Origin of the sequence: Streptomyces sp. NPDC005202 (assembly GCF_040608235.1) — a bacterium.
Lineage (GTDB): Bacteria > Actinomycetota > Actinomycetes > Streptomycetales > Streptomycetaceae > Streptomyces.
The window spans coordinates 57,631-78,399 of record NZ_JBEXHW010000026.1; the positions used below are offsets into that span (position 1 = coordinate 57,631).

The 20,769-nt window shown below is 71.9% G+C and carries 16 protein-coding genes and 1 pseudogene; 15 read left to right on the forward strand and 2 right to left on the reverse strand.

Annotation, left to right across the window (positions count from 1 at the left end; translation table 11 throughout):
* Positions 1-3 precede the first annotated feature (3 nt).
* The 12 genes from ABZV31_RS28545 to ABZV31_RS28600 all read left to right on the forward strand — a co-directional run bounded on the left by ABZV31_RS28545 (position 4) and on the right by ABZV31_RS28600 (position 14,913).
* Positions 4-1,290 carry a dihydroorotase gene (locus ABZV31_RS28545; protein WP_355899448.1) on the forward strand — a complete coding sequence of 429 codons (1,287 nt, stop codon included), beginning with the start codon at positions 4-6 and terminating at the stop codon, positions 1,288-1,290.
* Positions 1,287-1,856, forward strand: a complete 570-nt coding sequence (locus ABZV31_RS28550) for a hypothetical protein (RefSeq protein ID WP_355899450.1) — start codon at positions 1,287-1,289, stop codon at positions 1,854-1,856. The genes ABZV31_RS28545 and ABZV31_RS28550 overlap by 4 nt, the downstream gene beginning before the upstream one ends.
* Complete coding sequence (carA, locus tag ABZV31_RS28555; protein ID WP_355899452.1) at positions 1,853-2,995, forward strand: glutamine-hydrolyzing carbamoyl-phosphate synthase small subunit; 1,143 nt, start codon at positions 1,853-1,855, stop codon at positions 2,993-2,995. Before ABZV31_RS28550 ends, carA begins: the two co-directional genes overlap by 4 nt.
* Positions 2,988-6,296, forward strand: coding sequence for a carbamoyl-phosphate synthase large subunit (gene carB / locus ABZV31_RS28560; RefSeq protein ID WP_355899455.1), 3,309 nt, complete (start codon positions 2,988-2,990; stop codon positions 6,294-6,296). Before carA ends, carB begins: the two co-directional genes overlap by 8 nt.
* 57 nt (positions 6,297-6,353) lie before the next feature.
* Positions 6,354-7,469, forward strand: coding sequence for a quinone-dependent dihydroorotate dehydrogenase (locus ABZV31_RS28565; protein WP_355899457.1), 1,116 nt, complete (start codon positions 6,354-6,356; stop codon positions 7,467-7,469).
* The gene (pyrF, locus tag ABZV31_RS28570; RefSeq protein WP_355899459.1) at positions 7,466-8,311 is read left to right on the forward strand and encodes an orotidine-5'-phosphate decarboxylase; all 846 of its coding nucleotides are present in this window, start codon (positions 7,466-7,468) and stop codon (positions 8,309-8,311) included. The genes ABZV31_RS28565 and pyrF overlap by 4 nt, the downstream gene beginning before the upstream one ends.
* A 255-nt stretch (positions 8,312-8,566) precedes the next feature.
* A complete protein-coding gene (locus ABZV31_RS28575; RefSeq protein WP_003977346.1) occupies positions 8,567-8,890 on the forward strand; it encodes an integration host factor in 324 nt (107 codons plus the stop codon).
* Positions 8,891-8,927: 37 nt separating this feature from the next.
* A complete protein-coding gene (gmk, locus tag ABZV31_RS28580; RefSeq protein WP_355899460.1) occupies positions 8,928-9,485 on the forward strand; it encodes a guanylate kinase in 558 nt (185 codons plus the stop codon).
* Between the two features lie 38 nt (positions 9,486-9,523).
* Positions 9,524-9,796, forward strand: a complete 273-nt coding sequence (rpoZ, locus tag ABZV31_RS28585) for a DNA-directed RNA polymerase subunit omega (RefSeq protein ID WP_003988945.1) — start codon at positions 9,524-9,526, stop codon at positions 9,794-9,796.
* A 151-nt stretch (positions 9,797-9,947) separates the two neighbouring features.
* The gene (coaBC, locus tag ABZV31_RS28590) at positions 9,948-11,150 is read left to right on the forward strand and encodes a bifunctional phosphopantothenoylcysteine decarboxylase/phosphopantothenate--cysteine ligase CoaBC (RefSeq protein WP_355899462.1); all 1,203 of its coding nucleotides are present in this window, start codon (positions 9,948-9,950) and stop codon (positions 11,148-11,150) included.
* A gap of 226 nt (positions 11,151-11,376) precedes the next feature.
* The gene (gene metK / locus ABZV31_RS28595) at positions 11,377-12,585 is read left to right on the forward strand and encodes a methionine adenosyltransferase (protein WP_355899464.1); all 1,209 of its coding nucleotides are present in this window, start codon (positions 11,377-11,379) and stop codon (positions 12,583-12,585) included.
* A gap of 180 nt (positions 12,586-12,765) precedes the next feature.
* Positions 12,766-14,913, forward strand: a complete 2,148-nt coding sequence (locus tag ABZV31_RS28600) for a primosomal protein N' (protein ID WP_355899466.1) — start codon at positions 12,766-12,768, stop codon at positions 14,911-14,913.
* A gap of 577 nt (positions 14,914-15,490) precedes the next feature.
* Here the strand turns inward: ABZV31_RS28600 and ABZV31_RS28605 are convergent.
* On the reverse strand, positions 15,491-16,033 hold the full coding sequence (locus tag ABZV31_RS28605) for a hypothetical protein (protein ID WP_355899467.1): 543 nt from the start codon (positions 16,031-16,033) through the stop codon (positions 15,491-15,493).
* Between the two features lie 245 nt (positions 16,034-16,278).
* Here ABZV31_RS28605 and fmt point away from each other — a divergent pair, with 245 nt between their 5' ends.
* Both fmt and ABZV31_RS28615 read left to right on the forward strand, forming a co-directional pair.
* Positions 16,279-17,277 (forward strand): methionyl-tRNA formyltransferase, encoded by a 999-nt coding sequence (fmt, locus tag ABZV31_RS28610; protein ID WP_355899469.1) that lies wholly within the window; start codon positions 16,279-16,281, stop codon positions 17,275-17,277.
* A gap of 108 nt (positions 17,278-17,385) precedes the next feature.
* Entirely contained in the window at positions 17,386-18,804 is a 1,419-nt protein-coding gene (locus ABZV31_RS28615) for a transcription antitermination factor NusB (protein WP_355899471.1), read from the forward strand.
* A gap of 42 nt (positions 18,805-18,846) precedes the next feature.
* Here ABZV31_RS28615 and ABZV31_RS28620 read toward each other — a convergent pair.
* A pseudogene (locus tag ABZV31_RS28620) lies at positions 18,847-19,830 on the reverse strand (MMPL family transporter); the annotation flags it as partial.
* Between the two features lie 221 nt (positions 19,831-20,051).
* Between ABZV31_RS28620 and rpe the strand changes: the two are divergent.
* Positions 20,052-20,738 carry a ribulose-phosphate 3-epimerase gene (rpe, locus tag ABZV31_RS28625; protein ID WP_355899472.1) on the forward strand — a complete coding sequence of 229 codons (687 nt, stop codon included), beginning with the start codon at positions 20,052-20,054 and terminating at the stop codon, positions 20,736-20,738.
* Positions 20,739-20,769 lie beyond the last annotated feature (31 nt).

Sequence of the window (20,769 nt, forward strand, 5' to 3'; positions counted from 1 at the left end):
AAGATGAGCAAGATCCTGATCCGTGGTGCGAAGGTGCTCGGCGGGGAGCCGCAGGACGTCCTGATCGACGGCGAGGTCATCGAGGCGGTCGGCGCCGGGCTGTCCACCGAGGGCGCCGAGGTCGTCGAGGCCGACGGCAAGGTCCTCCTCCCGGGCCTGGTCGACCTGCACACCCACCTGCGCGAGCCCGGCCGCGAGGACTCCGAGACCGTGCTGACCGGCACCCGCGCGGCCGCCTCCGGCGGCTACACCGCCGTGTTCGCCATGGCCAACACCTTCCCGGTCGCCGATACGGCCGGGGTGGTCGAGCAGGTCTGGCGGCTGGGCAAGGAGCACGGCTACTGCGACGTGCAGCCCATCGGTGCCGTGACCGTCGGTCTGGAGGGCAGGAAGCTCGCCGAGCTGGGCGCGATGCACGAGTCGGCCGCCGGGGTGACCGTCTTCTCCGACGACGGCAAGTGCGTCGACGACGCGGTGATCATGCGCCGGGCGCTGGAGTACGTGAAGGCCTTCGGCGGCGTCGTCGCGCAGCACGCGCAGGAGCCGCGGCTGACCGAGGGCGCCCAGATGAACGAGGGCGTCGTCTCCGCCGAGCTGGGCCTCGGCGGCTGGCCCGCCGTCGCGGAGGAGTCGATCATCGCGCGGGACGTGCTGCTCGCCGAGCACGTCGGCTCGCGCGTCCACATCTGCCACCTGTCGACCGCCGGGTCCGTCGAGATCGTCCGCTGGGCCAAGTCCCGCGGAATCCAGGTCACCGCCGAGGTCACCCCGCATCACCTGCTGCTCACCGACGAGCTGGTGCGCACCTACAACCCGGTCTACAAGGTCAATCCGCCGCTGCGCACCGAGCGGGACGTAATGGCGCTGCGCGAGGCGCTCGCCGACGGCACGATCGACATCGTCGCCACCGACCACGCCCCGCACCCGCACGAGGACAAGGACTGCGAGTGGGCCGCGGCCGCCATGGGCATGGTCGGTCTGGAGACCGCGCTGTCGGTGGTCCAGGAGACGATGGTCGACACGGGGTTGCTCGACTGGGCGGGCGTCGCCGACCGCATGTCCTTCAAACCCGCGCGGATCGGCCGGGCCACCGGCCACGGCCGTCCCGTCTCGGCAGGCGAGCCCGCCAACCTCACGCTGGTCGACACGGCATACCGTGGGCAGGTGGACCCCGCGGGCTTCGCCTCGCGCAGCCGCAACACCCCGTACGAGGGACGTGAGCTGCCGGGCCGTGTCACCCACACATGGCTCCGGGGCAAGGCCACGCTCGTCGACGGGAAGCTCACGTGACACCTGTAATCCTGCTCGCCGCCGCAAAGAAGTCGGCGGAAGTCACCGACTGGGCCGCCCGCGTCGGCTGGCTCGTCGGCCTCGCCCTCTTCGTCGCTCTCGTCTACTGGCTGATGCGCGAGGGCTGGAAGTGGCGCGGCACGCTCCAGGGCGACCTGCCCGACTTGCCGAGCGCGCCGGAGGCGCCGGGCGAGGCGAAACTGACGATGAGTGGCCGCTACCACGGATCCACCACCGCCGGGCAGTGGCTGGACCGCATCGTGGCCCACGGCCTCGGCGCCCGCAGCCGGGTCGAGCTCACGCTGACGGACGCGGGCCTGGACGTCGTACGCCCCGGGGCCACCGACTTCTTCGTGCCCGCCGAGCAGCTGCGCGGGGCCCGGCTCGACAAGGGCATCGCCGGCAAGGTCCTCACCGAGGGCGGACTGCTCGTAGTGACCTGGACGCACGGCGACAAGCTGATCGACTCCGGCTTCCGCTCCGACCGGGCGGCCGAGCACACCGAGTGGGTCGAAGCCATCAACTCCATGATCGAAACGAACACCACGGAAGGCGCCGAGCGATGACCACCTCCACCAGGGGAACCGCGAAGGTTCCCGCCGTACTCGTCCTGGAGGACGGCCGGATCTTCCGCGGCCGTGCCTACGGGGCCGTGGGGGAGACGTTCGGCGAGGCCGTGTTCTCCACCGGCATGACCGGCTATCAGGAGACCCTCACCGACCCGTCGTACCACCGGCAGGTCGTCGTGATGACCGCCCCGCACGTCGGCAACACCGGCGTCAACGACGAGGACCCCGAGTCGCAGCGGATCTGGGTCGCCGGCTACGTCGTGCGCGACCCCGCGCGCGTGCCGTCCAGCTGGCGCGCCAAGCGCTCGCTGGACGAGGAGCTCGTCGCGCAGGGCGTCGTCGGTATCAGCGGCATCGACACGCGGGCCCTGACCCGCCACCTGCGCGAGCGCGGCGCCATGCGCGTGGGCATCTTCAGCGGGGAGGCGATCCAGGACGACGCCGCGCTGCTCGCCCGCGTCCAGGAGGTGCCCCCGATGGAGGGCGCCGACCTGTCCGCGGAGGTCGCCACCAAGGAGACGTACGTCGTCCCCGCGCTCGGCGACAAGAAGTTCACCGTCGCCGCGGTCGACCTCGGCATCAAGGGCATGACCCCGCACCGCATGGCCGAGCGCGGCATCGAGGTGCACGTGCTGCCCGCCACCGCCACGCTCGAGGACGTGTACGCGGTGAACCCTGACGGGGTGTTCTTCTCCAACGGGCCGGGCGACCCCGCCACCGCCGACCACCCCGTCTCCGTCATGCAGGGCGTCCTGGAGCGCGGCACGCCGCTGTTCGGCATCTGCTTCGGCAACCAGATCCTGGGCCGCGCCCTCGGCTTCGGCACCTACAAGCTGAAATACGGCCACCGCGGCATCAACCAGCCGGTGCAGGACCGCACGACCGGCAAGGTCGAGGTCACCGCGCACAACCACGGCTTCGCTGTCGACGCCCCGACCGACCAGGTCTCCGACACCCCCTTCGGCCGTGTCCAGGTCTCCCACGTCTGCCTCAATGACAACGTGGTGGAGGGCCTGCAGCTGCTCGACAAGCCGGCCTTCAGCGTCCAGTACCACCCCGAAGCGGCCGCAGGTCCGCACGACGCCGCCTACCTGTTCGACCGCTTCGTATCCCTGATGGAGGGCCAGCGTGCCTAAGCGCACCGATATCCAGTCCGTCCTGGTCATCGGCTCCGGCCCGATCGTCATCGGCCAAGCCGCCGAGTTCGACTACTCCGGCACCCAGGCGTGCCGCGTCCTCAAGGCCGAGGGCCTGCGGGTGATCCTCGTCAACTCCAACCCGGCGACGATCATGACCGACCCGGAGATCGCCGACGCCACCTACGTCGAGCCGATCACCCCGGACTTCGTCAAGAAGATCATCGCCAAGGAGCGGCCGGACGCGCTGCTGCCCACCCTGGGCGGCCAGACGGCCCTCAACACGGCCATCAAGCTGCACGAGAACGGCGTACTGGAGAAGTACGGCGTCGAGCTGATCGGCGCCAACGTCGAGGCGATCCACAAGGGCGAGGACCGCGACCAGTTCAAGGAGGTCGTGGAGGCCGTCCGGCAGAAGACCGGGCACGGCGAGTCCGCCCGCTCCGTGATCTGCCACTCCATGGACGAGGTGCTGGCCGGCGTCGACCAGCTCGGCGGCTACCCGGTCGTCGTCCGCCCGTCCTTCACCATGGGCGGCGCCGGCTCCGGCTTCGCGCACGACGAGGAGGAGCTGCGCCGCATCGCCGGCACCGGCCTCGCGCTCTCCCCGACCACCGAGGTGCTCCTGGAGGAGTCCATCCTCGGCTGGAAGGAGTACGAGCTGGAGCTGATGCGCGACAAGCACGACAACGTCGTGGTCGTCTGCTCCATCGAGAACTTCGACCCCATGGGCGTGCACACCGGCGACTCCATCACCGTCGCCCCGGCGATGACGCTCACCGACCGCGAGTACCAGACCCTGCGCGACATCGGCATCGCCGTCATCCGCGAGGTCGGTGTCGACACCGGCGGCTGCAACATCCAGTTCGCGGTGAACCCCGAGGACGGTCGCGTGATCGTCATCGAGATGAACCCGCGCGTGTCGCGCTCGTCGGCCCTGGCCTCCAAGGCGACCGGCTTCCCGATCGCCAAGATCGCGGCCAAGCTCGCCGTCGGCTACACCCTCGACGAGATCCCGAACGACATCACGCAGGAGACCCCGGCCTCCTTCGAGCCGACCCTGGACTACGTGGTCGTCAAGGCGCCCCGCTTCGCCTTCGAGAAGTTCCCGCAGGCGGACTCCACGCTGACCACCACCATGAAGTCGGTCGGCGAGGCCATGGCCATCGGCCGCAACTTCACCGAGGCCTTGCAGAAGGCGCTGCGCTCGCTGGAGAAGAAGGGCAGCCAGTTCACGTTCGTGGGCGAGGTGGGCGACAAGTCCGCCCTGCTCGACGAGGCCCGGCGCCCCACCGACGGCCGGATCAACACCGTCATGCAGGCCATCCGCGCGGGCGCCACGCCCGAGGAGGTCTTCGAGGCGACGAAGATCGACCCGTGGTTCGTGGACCAGCTGTTCCTGATCAAGGAGATCGCGGACGAGCTGGCCGCGGCGCCCGAGCTCACCCCCGAACTGCTGGCCGAGGCCAAGCGGCACGGCTTCTCCGACCAGCAGATCGGCGAGATCCGCGGCCTGCGCGAGGACGTCGTGCGCGAGGTGCGGCACGCGCTCGGCATCCGCCCGGTCTACAAGACGGTCGACACCTGCGCCGCCGAGTTCGCCGCGAAGACGCCGTACTTCTACTCCTCCTACGACGAGGAGACCGAGGTCGCGCCCCGCGAGAAGCCCGCGGTGATCATCCTGGGTTCCGGCCCCAACCGCATCGGCCAGGGCATCGAGTTCGACTACTCCTGCGTCCACGCCTCCTTCGCGCTGCACGACGCCGGGTACGAGACCGTGATGGTCAACTGCAACCCGGAGACCGTCTCCACGGACTACGACACCTCCGACCGGCTGTACTTCGAGCCGCTGACGCTGGAGGACGTCCTCGAGATCGTCCACGCCGAGCGGCAGGCCGGCCCGATCGCGGGTGTCGTGGTCCAGCTGGGCGGCCAGACGCCGCTGGGTCTGGCGCAAGCGCTGAAGGACAACGGCGTGCCGATCGTCGGCACGTCCCCCGAGGCGATCCACGCGGCCGAGGACCGGGGCGCCTTCGGTCAGGTCCTGGCGGAGGCGGGCCTGCCGGCCCCCAAGCACGGCACCGCCACCACCTTCGCCCAGGCCAAGGCCATCGCCGACGAGATCGGCTACCCGGTCCTCGTCCGGCCGTCGTACGTCCTCGGCGGGCGCGGTATGGAGATCGTCTACGACGAGACCCGCCTGGAGGCCTACATCGCCGAGTCGACCGAGATCAGCCCCTCGCGGCCGGTGCTCGTCGACCGGTTCCTCGACGACGCCATAGAGATCGACGTCGACGCCCTCTACGACGGCGAGGAGCTGTACCTCGGCGGCGTCATGGAGCACATCGAGGAGGCCGGCATCCACTCCGGCGACTCGGCGTGCGCCCTGCCGCCCATCACGCTCGGCGGGTTCGACATCAAGCGGCTGCGGGCCTCCACGGAGACCATCGCCAAAGGTGTCGGCGTCCGCGGCCTGATCAACATCCAGTTCGCGCTCGCCGGGGACATCCTCTACGTCCTCGAGGCCAACCCGCGCGCCTCCCGCACCGTCCCCTTCACCTCGAAGGCGACCGCGGTGCCGCTGGCGAAGGCCGCCGCCCGGATCTCGCTGGGCGCGACCATCGCCGAGCTTCGGGAGGAGGGCCTGCTGCCGAAGAACGGCGACGGCGGCACGATGCCGCTGGACGCGCCGATCTCCGTCAAGGAGGCCGTGATGCCGTGGTCGCGCTTCCGCGACATCCACGGCCGGGGCGTCGACACGGTCCTGGGCCCGGAGATGCGCTCCACGGGCGAGGTCATGGGCATCGACTCCGTCTTCGGCACGGCGTACGCCAAGTCGCAGGCGGGGGCGTACGGTCCGCTGCCGACCAAGGGCCGCGCCTTCATCTCGGTCGCCAACCGCGACAAGCGGTCGATGATCTTCCCGGCGCGTGAACTGGTCGCCCACGGCTTCGAGCTGCTCGCCACCTCCGGCACGGCCGAGGTGCTCAAGCGCAACGGCATCCACGCCACCGTGGTGCGCAAGCAGTCCGATGGCACCGGCCCGAACGGCGAGAAGACCATCGTCCAGCTCATCCACGACGGCGAGGTCGACCTCATCGTCAACACCCCGTACGGCACCGGCGGCCGCCTCGACGGCTACGAGATCCGTACGGCGGCCGTGGCGCGGTCCGTGCCGTGCCTGACGACCGTCCAGGCGCTCGCCGCGGCGGTCCAGGGCATCGACGCCCTCAACCACGGTGACGTGAGCGTACGGTCGCTCCAGGAACACGCCGAGCACTTGACCGCGGCCCGCCACTAGCAGCCCCGAGGGGGACACCGGAAACGGTGTCCCCCTCTTCGTGAGGACTCCTGAGACATGTACAAGCTGTTCTTCCGTCTGATCTTCCAACGGATGGATCCCGAAGCGGCGCACCACCTGGCCTTCCGCTGGATCCGCCTCGCCGCTCGCATCCCCGTGCTGCGCACGTTCGTCGCGGCCGCTCTCGCCCCCCGCTACAAGGAGCTGCGCACCGAGGCCTTCGGGCTGCGGATGCACGGGCCCTTCGGGCTCGCCGCCGGCTTCGACAAGAACGCCGTCGGCATCGACGGGATGGCCATGCTCGGATTCGACCACGTCGAGATCGGCACGGTGACGGGGGAGCCGCAGCCCGGCAACCCCAGGAAGCGGCTGTTCCGCCTCGTCGCGGACCGGGCGCTGATCAACCGCATGGGCTTCAACAACGACGGCTCGCTGGCCGTCGCCGCGCGCCTGGCCTCGCGCACGCCCGTCTTCAAAACCGTCGTAGGCGTCAACATCGGCAAGACCAAGGTCGTGCCGGAGGCCGAGGCCGTCGGCGACTACGTGAAGTCCACCGAGCGGCTGGCGCCGTACGCCGACTACCTGGTGGTCAACGTCTCCTCGCCGAATACCCCCGGCCTGCGCAACCTCCAGGCCACCGAGGCGCTGCGCCCGCTGCTGGGCGCCGTCCGCGAGGCCGCCGACCGCGTCGTGCCGGGGCGCCGCGTGCCGCTGCTGGTGAAGATCGCGCCCGACCTCGCCGACGAGGACGTCGACGCGGTCGCCGACCTCGCCGTGGAGCTCGGCCTGGACGGGATCATCGCCACGAACACCACCATCGCGCGCGAGGGACTCGGTCTGAAGTCCGAACCCTCCCTCGTCAAGGAGGCCGGCGGCCTGTCCGGCGCCCCGCTCAAGGCGCGCTCCCTGGAGGTGCTGCGCCGCATCTACGCGCGCGTGGGCGACCGCATCACCCTCGTCGGCGTGGGCGGCATCGAGAACGCCGAGGACGCCTGGCAGCGCATCCTGGCCGGCGCCACGCTGGTCCAGGGCTACAGCGCCTTCATCTACGAGGGGCCCTTCTGGGGCCGCGCCATCCACAAGGGGCTCGCCGCACGCCTGCGCACGAGCCCGTACGCCACCCTCGCCGACGCGGTCGGCGCCGACGTGAGGAAGGCAGGGGAGACCGCATGAGCGCTCTGGAACCCTTCGGCGCACGCCTGCGCCACGCCATGGACGAGCGCGGCCCGCTGTGCGTCGGCATCGACCCGCACGCGTCCCTCCTCGCCGAGTGGGGCCTGAACGACGACGTGGCCGGTCTGGAGCGGTTCAGCCGCACGGTCGTCGAGGCGATGGCCGACCGGGTCGCCGCCCTGAAGCCCCAGAGCGCCTTCTTCGAGCGCTTCGGCTCGCGCGGCCTCGCCGTTCTGGAGAAGGCGGTCGAGGAGGCGCGGGCGGCCGGGGCGCTGGTCGTCATGGACGCCAAGCGCGGCGACATCGGCTCGACCATGGCCGCCTATGCCGAGTCCTTCCTGCACAAGGACGCGCCGCTGTTCTCGGACGCGCTGACCGTCTCACCGTACCTCGGCTACGGGTCGCTGAAGCCCGCCGTCGAGCTGGCGCGGGAGAGCGGCGCGGGCCTGTTCGTGCTGGCGCTGACCTCCAACCCGGAGGGCGGCGAGGTCCAGCACGCGGTCCGGCCCGACGGCCGCACGGTGGGTGCGACCATGCTCGCGCACCTGGCGGAGGAGAACGCCGGTCAGACCCCGATGGGCTCCTTCGGCGCGGTGGTGGGCGCCACGCTCGGCGACCTGTCGTCGTACGACCTCGACATCAACGGACCGCTTCTCGCGCCCGGAATCGGCGCCCAGGGGGCGACGCCGGCCGATCTTCCGCGGGTGTTCGGCGCGGCGGTACGCAACGTGGTCCCCAACGTCAGCCGGGGTGTGCTGCGTCACGGTCCCGACGTCGTCGCGCTGCGTGACGCCGCGGAACGCTTTGCGGAGGAGATCCGGGCGGCGGTGGCGATCGGCTGAGTCCTCCGACAAGTGCTTCCAGGCCCGCTTGGGTCTGGATACATTCTCAAATCCGGGGCAGTATGTCCTAAATGCCCGTCCTGGCGGAGGCTGACCAGGACTTTTCCGCTGTTCTCGCTGACTCTGGCGGACTTGCCCGCTAGTCTCCGTCGAGAGTGAACGGGCAAGCGTGTTGCTCGTGGCTCCCCAGGTGTGGGGCGACTAGGTTCCTCACCGGTCCGTATCCGACAGTTCGACATCCGAGGTGACGTAGGCGTGGCTCTTCCGCCCCTTACCCCTGAACAGCGCGCAGCCGCGCTCGAAAAGGCCGCCGCGGCTCGCCGGGAGCGGGCCGAGGTCAAGAATCGACTCAAGCACTCCGGCGCCTCCCTGCACGAGGTCATCAAGCAGGGCCAGGAAAACGACGTCATCGGCAAGATGAAGGTTTCCGCCCTTCTTGAGTCCCTGCCGGGCGTGGGCAAGGTCCGCGCCAAGCAGATCATGGAGCGACTCGGCATCTCCGAGAGCCGCCGCGTGCGCGGCCTCGGTTCCAACCAGATCGCCTCCCTGGAGCGTGAATTCGGCAGCACCGGATCCTGAGTCCCGGGCACCCCGGGATTGCTGGAATAATCGCTGCATGAGTGAACGTCCGCGGCTGACCGTGCTCTCCGGCCCCTCCGGGGTCGGCAAGAGCACGGTCGTCGCCCATATGCGCAAGGAGCACCCCGAGGTCTGGCTCTCGGTGTCGGCGACGACCCGCAAGCCCCGCCCCGGCGAGCAGCACGGAGTCCATTACTTCTTCGTCACTGACGAGGAGATGGACAAGCTGATCGCCAACGGCGAGCTGCTGGAGTGGGCCGAGTTCGCCGGCAACCGCTACGGCACGCCGCGTGCGGCCGTGCTGGAGCACCTGGAGGCCGGGGTGCCCGTCCTCCTCGAGATCGACCTCCAGGGCGCCCGGCAGGTCCGCGAGTCCATGCCCGAGGCCCAGCTGGTGTTCCTGGCTCCTCCCTCCTGGGAGGAACTCGTGCGCAGACTCACCGGACGGGGGACCGAGCCGCCCGAGGTGATCGAGCGCCGTCTTGAAGCGGCGAAGATCGAGCTGGCGGCCGAGCCGGAGTTCGATGTGACCCTGGTCAACACCTCCGTCGAGGACGTGGCGCGCGAGCTGCTAGCCTTGATGGACGTTGTGTGATCGTGACTGATCTTTTCCCATCCATCGGAAGGTAGAGCGTGTCCTCTTCCATCTCCGCGCCCGAGGGCATCATCAACCCGCCGATCGACGAGCTCCTCGAGGCCACCGACTCGAAGTACAGCCTCGTGATCTACGCGGCCAAGCGAGCCCGCCAGATCAACGCGTACTACTCGCAGCTCGGCGAGGGCCTCCTCGAGTATGTCGGTCCGCTCGTCGACACCCACGTCCACGAGAAGCCGCTCTCCATCGCCCTGCGCGAGATCAACGCGGGTCTGCTGACGTCCGAGGCCGTCGAGGGCCCCGCGCAGTAAGTCACATCTGCAGACTGCAGTAGGTTTTCCACAGGCCCGGCAGGGGGCACCTCCCAGCGGTAGCTGGGGGAGCGACTGTCGGGCCTGTGGTGTGTCATAGACGCGTACGCCGAGAGCCGCGGCGTGCGTGTGTCGAGTGCGGGGAGGCCCGGTGGGCAAGCCGAAGGTCGTTCTGGGGGTCAGTGGCGGCATCGCCGCGTACAAGGCGTGCGAGCTGCTGCGCAGACTGACCGAGTCCGGGCATGACGTCCGCGTCGTGCCGACCGCGTCCGCGCTGCACTTCGTCGGCGCCGCCACCTGGTCGGCCCTGTCCGGCAACCGCGTCTCCACCGAGGTCTGGGACGACGTCCATGAGGTCCCGCACGTCCGCATCGGCCAGCACGCCGACCTCGTGGTCGTGGCGCCCGCGACGGCCGACATGCTTGCGAAGGCGGCCCACGGCCTCGCCGACGACCTCCTGACCAACACGCTCCTCACCGCCCGCTGCCCCGTCGTCTTCGCCCCGGCCATGCACACGGAGATGTGGGAGCACCCGGCCACCCAGGAGAACGTGGCGACGCTGCGCCGCCGCGGCGCCGTCGTCATCGAACCGGCGGTCGGCCGCCTGACCGGCGTCGACACCGGCAAGGGCAGGCTGCCCGACCCCGCCGAGATCTTCGAGGTCTGCCGCCGGGTGCTCGCCCGGGGCGTCACCGAGCCGGACCTCGAGGGCCGGCACGTCGTCGTCAGCGCCGGCGGCACCCGCGAGCCCCTCGACCCCGTTCGCTTCCTCGGCAACCGCTCCTCGGGCAAGCAGGGCTACGCCCTCGCGCGGACGGCGGCGGCCCGGGGCGCCCGGGTGACGCTGATCGCCGCGAACACCGGCCTGCCGGACCCGGCGGGCGTCGACGTCGTCCAGGTCGGGACGGCCGTACAGTTGCGCGAGGCGGTGCTGAAGGCGGCCGCGGACGCCGACGCGGTGGTCATGGCCGCCGCCGTCGCGGATTTCCGCCCCGCGACCTATGCGACCGGGAAGATCAAGAAGAAGGACGGCGAGGACCCCGAGCCCATCGCCCTGGTGCGGAATCCGGACATCCTCGCGGAGATATCGGCCGACCGGGCGCGGCCCGGACAGGTGATCGTGGGCTTCGCCGCCGAGACCGACGACGTCCTCGCCAACGGGCGGACGAAGCTGGCGCGCAAGGGCTGCGACCTGCTCGTGGTGAACGAGGTGGGGGAGCGCAAGACCTTCGGCTCGGAGGAGAACGAAGCCGTGGTACTGGGGGCCGACGGCAGCGAAACACCCGTCCCGCACGGCCCGAAGGAGGCCCTGGCCGAAACAGTGTGGGACCTGGTGGCGGCCCGGCTCGGCTGAATGCTTCAGTCGGCTGAAGCCTCGCACTTTGGCGTGCGGCGGCTCTGGCCAAGGTCGCTCGGCATTGGGCAGAATGCCCGTGCCGCAGGTCACAGCGCTCCCGAGAGGCGAGACGGGTGGGCCGGTGGTCGAGCGCGACAGATAAACTGTCCTCGGACGACGCAGGCGCAGCCCCCTGCCGTCCGCCCATGATCAGCCAGCAGCCGCTGCAACCCCAGGGAGCGTTGTGTCCCGTCGCCTGTTCACCTCGGAGTCCGTGACCGAGGGTCACCCCGACAAGATCGCTGACCAGATCAGCGACACCATTCTCGACGCGCTTCTGCGCGAGGACCCGACCTCCCGCGTCGCCGTGGAGACACTGATCACCACCGGCCTGGTGCACGTGGCCGGCGAGGTCACGACGAAGACCTACGCGGACATCGCGACGCTGGTCCGCAACAAGATCCTCGAGATCGGCTACGACTCCTCCAAGAAGGGCTTCGACGGCGCCTCCTGCGGCGTGTCGGTGTCGATCGGCGCGCAGTCGCCGGACATCGCGCAGGGCGTGGACGCGGCGTACGAGACCCGGGTCGAGGGCGACGACGACGAACTGGACCGGCAGGGCGCCGGTGACCAGGGCCTGATGTTCGGCTACGCGTCGGACGAGACGCCGACGCTGATGCCGCTGCCGATCTTCCTGGCGCACCGCCTGTCCAAGCGCCTGTCGGACGTGCGCAAGAACGGCACGATCCCCTACCTGCGCCCGGACGGCAAGACGCAGGTCACCATCGAGTACGACGGCGACAAGGCGGTCCGCCTGGACACCGTCGTGGTCTCCTCGCAGCACGCCTCCGACATCGACCTGGACTCGCTGCTGGCGCCCGACATCCGCGAGTTCGTCGTGGAGCCGGAGCTGAAGGCGCTGCTGGACGACGGCATCAAGCTGGACACCGAGGGTTACCGCCTGCTGGTCAACCCGACCGGCCGCTTCGAGATCGGCGGCCCGATGGGCGACGCCGGCCTGACCGGCCGCAAGATCATCATCGACACCTACGGGGGCATGGCCCGCCACGGCGGCGGCGCCTTCTCCGGCAAGGACCCGTCCAAGGTGGACCGCTCGGCGGCGTACGCGATGCGCTGGGTCGCGAAGAACGTCGTGGCGGCGGGCCTGGCCTCCCGCTGCGAGGTCCAGGTCGCCTACGCCATCGGCAAGGCCGAGCCGGTCGGCCTGTTCGTGGAGACCTTCGGCACGGCCAAGGTCGACGCCGAGAAGATCGAAAAGGCGATCGACGAGGTCTTCGACCTCCGCCCGGCCGCCATCATCCGCGACCTCGACCTGCTCCGCCCGATCTACGCCCAGACCGCGGCGTACGGCCACTTCGGCCGCGAGCTCCCCGACTTCACCTGGGAGCGCACGGACCGCGTGGACGCCCTGCGTCAGGCTGTGGGTCTGTAAGTCCGGCGAGGCTCGTGCCGAGGCCCGGTTCCCTGCGGGATGCGGGGGCCGGGCCTCGGCACATCTGCGGAGCAGGGCCGGCCTGCCAGGACTGCGGATCCGTACGCTGCTGATCACCCCTCACCGGTGAGGAACTCGGACGCCGTCGGTTGTCAGTCCCATTTGGTAAGAATGGCAAGTGTGAGCAGCGAGAACGGGTCGGGGGACGGCGGGGCCGCAGGGGCGCCGCCGGAGCAGCTCGCGCTCATTCGGGAGAGTGTGCGGAAGGCGAAGGCGCCGCGCGCCAAGCCGCGGACCTGGCGGGGGTCCGCGCTCGCCGAGGAGCTGCCCGTTGCGCGGGTGCTGGTCGACAAGGGCGTGCTGCACCTCGACCGGTACTTCGACTATGCCGTGCCTGCGGAGCTGGACGCCGACGCGCAGCCCGGGGTGCGGGTGCGGGTGCGGTTCGGGGCCGGGCGGCACCGGGTGCGGGAAGGGCGGCGCGAGGGCGGCGGGCTCATCGACGGGTTCCTCGTCGAGCGGCGGGCCGAGTCCGACTATTCCGGGCCCCTGGCCGCGCTTGCCCAGGTCGTGTCGCCCGAGCCCGTGCTCAGCCCCGAGCTGCTGGCGCTGGCGCGGGCTGTCGCCGACCGGTACGCGGGCAGCGTCGCCGACGTGCTGCAGCTTGCCGTGCCGCCGCGCAGCGCGCGGGCCGAGCAGCGGCCCTCGCCCGCGCCGCTGCCGCCGCCCGCGGTGCCCGAGCCGGGGTCCTGGACGCGGTACGAGCGGGGCGCCGCGTTCCTGGAGGCGCTGGCCTCGGGCCACTCCCCACGCGCCGTGTGGAACGCGCTGCCCGGCCCCGAGTGGAGCGAGGAGCTGGCCCGGGCCGTCGCCGCGACGCTCGCCTCGGGACGCGGCGCGCTCGTCGTCGTACCGGACGGAAGAGCAGCGGCCCGGGTCGACGCCGCGCTGACATCCCTCCTGGGCGAGGGACGGCATGTCCTGCTCACCGCCGACGCGGGACCGGAGAAGCGGTACCGGCAGTGGCTCGCGGTGCGGCGGGGTTCCGTTCGGGCCGTCGTCGGGACGCGGGCCGCCATGTTCGCGCCGGTGCAGAATCTCGGGCTCGTCGCGCTCTGGGACGACGGGGACGACAGCCACAGCGAGCAGCACGCGCCGCAGCCCCATGCGCGGGAGGTGCTGTTGCTGCGCGCCGCCCAGGACAAGTGCGCCTTTCTGTTGGGCAGTTGGAGCTGCACCGTGGAGGCCGCGCAGCTCGTGGAGAGCGGGTGGGCGCGGCCCGTCGTCGCGGGGCGGGAGCAGGTACGGCGCGCCGCTCCGCTCGTCCGCACCGTGGGCGACGCAGATCTCGCACGGGACGAGGCCGCACGGGTCGCGCGGCTGCCCTCGCTCGCCTCGCAGGTGGCCAGGGACGGGCTGCGGCACGGACCCGTGCTGGTGCAGGTGCCCCGGCGGGGGTACGTGCCGCGGATGGCCTGCGCGCAGTGCCGGGAGCCCGCGCGGTGCCGGCACTGCTCGGGGCCGTTGGAGGCGCAGGACGCCGGGGCGCTGCGGTGCGCGTGGTGCGGGCGTGAGGAGTCCGCCTGGCACTGTCCGGAGTGCGGTGCGTTCCGGTTGCGGGCCCAGGTCGTCGGGGCCCGGCGGACCGCCGAGGAGCTCGGGCGGGCCTTCCCCGCCGTGCCGGTGCGGACGTCGGGACGCGAGCACGTGCTGGACACGGTGCCTGGGACCCCCGCGCTGATCGTGAGCACCCCGGGCGCCGAGCCGGTCGCCGAGGGCGGATACGCGGCGGCGCTGCTGCTGGACGGCTGGGCCATGCTGGGGCGGCCCGACCTGCGGGCGGGCGAGGACGCGCTGCGACGGTGGATCGGGGCGGCCGCGCTCGTACGGCCGCAGGGGGCGGGCGGGACCGTGGTCGTCGTCGCCGAGCCGACGCTGCGGCCCGTGCAGGCGCTGGTGCGGTGGGATCCCGTCGGGCATGCGGTCCGGGAGCTCGCCGAGCGGGCCGAGCTGGGGTTCCCGCCGGTGTCGCGGATGGCGGCCGTGTCGGGGCCGGCGGAAGCGGTGGCGGAGTTCCTCGCCGCGGTCGAACTGCCGGGCGAGGCGGAGGTGTTGGGCCCTGTGCCGCTGCCGGTGACACCGGCGGGGCGGCCGCGACGGGCGGGGGCGCCGCCTCCCGGCGAGCACTGGGAGCGGGCGCTGATCCGGGTGCCGCCCGGCAGCGGAGCCGCACTGGCCTCCGCGCTCAAGGCCGCCCAGGCGGCGCGGATGGCGCGGGGGAGCGGGGAGGCGGTCTGGGTGCGGATCGATCCGCCGGACATCGGATGACACCACCGTGGCCGGTACGGCGGCCTGGCTGAGTGCCGGGTTGTGCGTGGGCGTGGCCGTGCGCTGGGTGGGGCGTGGGCTTGGCCGTGCGCTCGGTGGGGCGTGGGCTTGACTGAGTGTTGGGTGGGCCGTGCTTGGTCGAGTGCCGGGTCGGCCGTGGGTCTGGCTGTGTGCTGGGCCGATCGTCGTTGGCCGAGTGCCGGCTTGGCCATGGGCTTGGCCGAGTGCCGGGTCGGGCGTGGGCGTGGCTGTGCGCTGGGTGGGGCGTGGGCGTGGCTGTGCGCTGGGTCGGGCGTGGGCGTGGCCGAGTGCCGGGTCGGCCGTGGGTCTGGCTGTGTGCTGGGCCGATCGTCGTTGGCCGAGTGCCGGCTTGGCCATGGGCTTGGCCGAGTGCCGGGTCGGGCGTGGGCGTGGCTGTGCGCTGGGTGGGGCGTGGGCGTGGCTGTGCGCTGGGTCGGGCGTGGGCGTGGCCGAGTGCCGGGTCGGCCGTGGGTTTGGCTGATCGCCGGGTCGGTCGCGGTGTCCGGGTTCGCCGCCGCCCTCCCGGATGCGTGCCGGGAGGGCGCGGTGGGGGCGGTCAGCCGTTGCGGGGGCCGGGGAAAGCCGTCGGCCTGGCCTCGTCGCGGAGGGACGGGCTGCCCGCCGTCGGCTGGGTCGGCATGGAGCGGGCCGCGGGGACCGTCGGCACCGTGGTGATCCCGGTGCCGACGTTGACCGTGCGGCTGCTCGACGGATCCGGGGTCCGCTCGGCCTCGGCGGCCGGCTGGGCGGCGGCGCGGCGCGCGCCGTAACGACGGTGGACCGCCTGCTTGGTGACACCGAGGGCCGAGCCCACGGCGTCCCACGAGAAGCCGAGTGAGCGGTCGAAGTCCACGGCCGCCGTGACCAGGGTCTCGACACTGTCCCGCAGTTCCTGGGCGAGACGGACCGTCGGGGCGGGGGCGCGTCCGTAGACGACGAAGCCCGTGGAGGGGCCGGAGCGGCGCGGGCGGTAGACGTTGCCCAGCTGGGCGGTGAGCGTGCGCAGCGCGTCCACCTGCCGGCGGACCCGCTCGATGTCCCGCACCAGCAAGTGCAGGCTGGCCCGGGCCTGGGCGTCGTGGGTTGCGTGGTCGGCCATGAACAAGCCTCTCGAACCGGCGTTGAAAGGAATTGGGCCGCGAATGCGGCCCGATGTGGTCAACTCTTTCTTGACCAACGCGTTTTCGCTCCGCTGGTCACGCTGTGGGGGCGCGGCGGCATATGCGTACGCCCCCCGGGGCCGGTGTGTGCGCTGGGTTCCTCGTCGTCGGCGGGTTTTGGTCCGTGGCCATAGACTTGTGCGCTGCCTGCTGTCCACCCCGCCCGAGAGGCCCAAGCCCGCCCATGAAGCTCGTCTTCGCCGGTACCCCCGAGGTCGCCGTTCCCGCCCTGGACGCTCTGATCGCCTCCCGGCGGCACGAAGTGGCCGCCGTCGTCACGCGGCCCGACGCGCCGGCCGGGCGCGGGCGCAGGCTGGTCGCGAGCCCCGTCGCCGAGCGGGCGGAGGAGGCCGGCATCGAGGTGCTCAAGCCCCTCAAGCCGCGGGACCCCGAGTTTCTGGAGCGGCTCAAGGAGATCGCCCCGGACTGCTGCCCCGTCGTCGCCTACGGCGCCCTGCTGCCCAAGGCCGCCCTGGACATTCCGGCCCACGGCTGGGTCAACCTGCACTTCTCGCTGCTGCCCGCCTGGCGCGGCGCCGCGCCCGTGCAGCACGCCATCATGGCGGGGGACGAGATCACCGGTGCCTCGACCTTCCTCATCGAGGAGGGGCTCGACTCCGGGCCCGTCTACGGGACCGTCACGGAGGAGATCCGGCCCACCGACACCAGCGGCGACCTGCTCACCCGGCTCGCCTTCGCCGGGGCCGGGCTGCTTGCCGCGACCATGGACGGCATCGAGGACGGCACCCTCAAGGCCGTACCGCAGCCGGCCGAGGGCGTCACCATCGCGCCGAAGATCACCGTCGAGGACGCCCGGGTCGACTGGGCCGCCCCCGCCCTGCGCGTCGACCGGGTGGTGCGCGGCTGCAACCCGGCCCCCGGTGCCTGGACCACGTTCCGTGGCGAACGGGTCAAGCTGATCCAGGTCGCTCCCGTCCCCGAGCGGACCGACCTCGCCCCGGGCGCGCTCTCCGTCGGCAAGAACAACGTCCACGTCGGCACCGGCTCGTACGCCGTCGAGCTGCTGTGGGTGCAGGCCCAGGGCAAGAAGCCGATGCGGGCCGCGGACTGGGCACGCGGCGTGCGCATCGCGGAGGGCGAGACCCTCGGGGGTGACGCCTGGCGCAGGCTGCGGCCCCCGGCGGGTGACGCCCTGGGCTGGTCGCGGCCCCCGTGCGGGTAACGCCCCGCGCAGGCCGCGCCCCCGTGCGGGCAACGCTCTGCGCACGGCGTCAGTGACGGGACGTACGCTGGGTGCACAGCGCACCCAGACATCCGGAGCACCTTTTTCGTGAGCGACACCTCCCGTCGGCCCCGCAAGCCCGCCAAGCCCTACCGCCGGCCCCAGAAGGACCCCGTCCGCATCCTCGCCTTCGAGGCGCTGCGCGCCGTGGACGAGCGGGACGCGTACGCCAATCTCGTCCTGCCGCCGCTGCTGCGGAAGGCACGGGAGAAGGGCGACTTCGACGGACGGGACGCCGCGCTCGCCACCGAGCTGGTGTACGGCACGCTGCGGCGGCAGGGCACGTACGACGCGATCCTCGCCGCCTGCATCGACCGGCCGCTCAGGGAGGTCGACCCGCCGGTGCTCGACGTGCTCAGCCTCGGGGCGCATCAGCTCCTCGGCACGCGGATCCCGTCGCATGCCGCCGTGTCCGCCACCGTCGAGCTCGCGCGGGTCGTGCTCGGCGACGGGCGGGCCAAGTTCGTCAACGCCGTGCTCCGCAAGGTCACGCAGGACGACCTCGACGGGTGGCTCGAGAAGGTCGCGCCGCCCTACGACGAGGATCCCGAGGACCACCTCGCCGTCGTGCACTCGCACCCCCGCTGGGTCGTCTCCGCCCTGTGGGACTCGCTCGGCGGCGGCCGCGCCGGGATCGAGGACCTGCTGGAGGCCGACAACGAGCGGCCCGAGGTGACGCTCGTCGCCCGGCCGGGCCGTGCCACCACCGAGGAGCTGCTGCGCGAGGAGGCCGCGGTGCCGGGGCGCTGGTCGCCGTACGCCGTGCGGCTCACCGAGGGCGGCGAGCCGGGAGCCGTGGACGCCGTACGGGAAGGCCGTGCGGGCGTGCAGGACGAGGGCAGCCAGCTGGTCGCGCTGGCCCTCGCGGGCGCGCCCCTGGAGGGGCGGGACGAGAAGTGGCTCGACGGGTGCGCCGGGCCAGGCGGCAAGGCGGCCCTGCTCGCCGCGCTCGCCGCCCAGCGCGGGGCCGTTCTGCTCGCCTCCGAGAAGCAGCCGCACCGGGCCGGGCTGGTCGCCAAGGCCCTCGACGGCAACCCCGGGCCCTATCAGGTCATCGCCGCCGACGGGACCCGGCCGCCGTGGCGGCCCGGCAGCTTCGACCGCGTGCTGGTGGACGTGCCGTGCACCGGGCTCGGCGCCCTGCGCCGGCGGCCCGAGGCACGCTGGCGGCGCCGCCCGGAGGACCTGGACGGCTTCGCCCCGCTCCAGCGCGGCCTGCTGCGCACGGCCCTGGAGTCCGTACGCGTCGGCGGTGTCGTCGGCTACGCCACCTGCTCGCCCCACCTCGCCGAGACCCGCGCCGTGGTCGCCGATGTGCTCAAGCAGTTCCCCGGGGCCGACCTGATCGATGCCCGTCCCTATCTGCCGGGCGTACCGGCCCTCGGCGACGGCCCCGACGTACAGCTGTGGCCGCATCTGCACGGGACGGACGCGATGTACCTGGCCCTCATCCGCCGGACCGGCTGACCGGCGCCTCCTCCTGAAGCGACAGCAGGGCTGCCGGCGTCCGCGCGCCAGCCGGTGCGGCCACCACACGCGTCGGCCCACGTCCAGGAACAGCCACGTCACCAGCACCGACCGCACCACGAACGTGTCCAGGAGCACGCCCAGCGCCACCGCGAAGCCGATCTCCGCGAAGGCCACCATCGGCAGCGTGCCGAGGGCGGCGAAGGTGCCGGCGAGGACCAGGCCGGCCGAGGTGATGACCGCACCCGTCGCCGCGAGGCCCGTCACCACGCCGGGGCGCGTGCCCTGGCGGGCCGCCTCTTCGCGGATGCAAATGGTCAGGAAGATGTTGTAGTCGATGCCCAGGGCCACCAGGAACACGAAGACGAACAGCGGGAAGTCGGTTTGCTCGCCCGTGTAGTCGCAGAGGTGCCGGAAGGCGAGTGCGGCGGTACCCAGGGCGGCGGCGAAGGAAAGGACCACCGTCGCGATCAGCAGCAGTGGCGCCTCCAGGGCGCGCAGCAGCACGCACAGGATCAGCAGGACGACCGCCAGGACCGCCGGGATGATCAGGACGTTGTCGTGCGTCGTCGCCGCGTCCATGTCGAGCAGGGCCGCGGTGCCGCCGCCCACCTGCGCATCGGCGCCGGGTACGGAGTGCACGGCGTCCCGGACCCGCTCCACGGTGTGCTTCGCGGCCTCGCTGTCGGCCGGGGCGGTCGTCGTCGCCTCGAACAGCACCTTGCCGTCGTACGACGGTTTCGTCCCGGGCGGGACGGTGATGCCGGCCGGCACCACGCCCTTGGTGGAGGCCACGGCCTGGCGCACCCGGTCGCCCTGGGACTGGTTCGACACGATCACCATCGGATCGCCGCTGCCCGCAGGGAAGTGGCGTGCCGAGACCTCCTGGCCCACGATCGAGTCGGGCCGGCCGGTGAAGGCGTCCGCGTTGCTGCTGCCCTGCGCGCGCAGCTGCAGCAGGCCGAAGGACAGCGCGGCCAGCACGACCGCGGTGGCCGCCCAGACGGCCCGCGGGCGGCGGGCGATACCTGCGGTGCCCCGTCACAAATCCGATGAGTCCCTGGCGCACGTGGCGCCCTTGCCCGTACGTCATGGCCACCCCCGTAGCCCGGCGTGGAGCCGGTGGGCCGCCCAGCATGGCACGTGCCGGGCCGCACGGCACCCGGTTTCCCATGCTGGTACATACCGATGCCGTCCAGCCGGGGACCGCCGCGAACAACCGTGCCCGGGCATGGCAGGCTTGGGGCATGGCCGTGCAGATCTACCCCAGCATCCTGTCCGCCGACTTCGCGCGCCTCGCCGAGGAGGCGAAGGCGGTCGAAGGGGCCGACTGGCTCCACGTCGACGTCATGGACAACCATTTCGTGCCCAACCTCACGCTCGGCGCGCCCGTCGTAGAGTCCCTGGCCCGGGCGACGGACACTCCGCTGGACTGCCACCTGATGATCGAGGACGTCGATCGGTGGGCGCCCCAGTACGTCGAAGCGGGTGCTTCTTCCGTCACCTTCCACGTCGAGGCGGCCGCCGCACCCGTCCGGCTCGCCCGCGAGATCCGGGCCAAGGGCGCCCGGGCCTCCATGGCGCTCAAGCCCGCCACCCCCATCGAGCCGTACGAGGACCTGCTGCCCGAGCTCGACATGCTGCTGATCATGACGGTCGAGCCGGGCTTCGGCGGCCAGGCCTTCCTCGACATCATGCTCCCGAAGATCCGCCGCACCCGCGAGCTGATCAACAAGCACGGTCTGGAGCTGTGGCTGCAGGTCGACGGCGGGGTGTCGGCCTCGACGATCGAGCAGTGCGCGGACGCCGGCGCGGACGTCTTCGTGGCCGGCTCGGCGGTCTACGGAGCGAAGGACCCTGCCGAAGCGGTACGTGCACTGCGCACCCAGGCGGAGGCGGCCACGGCCAAGGCGTCATGGGCATGCGACCACTGAGCCACAGCTACGTGAACGGCGCCCATCAGGG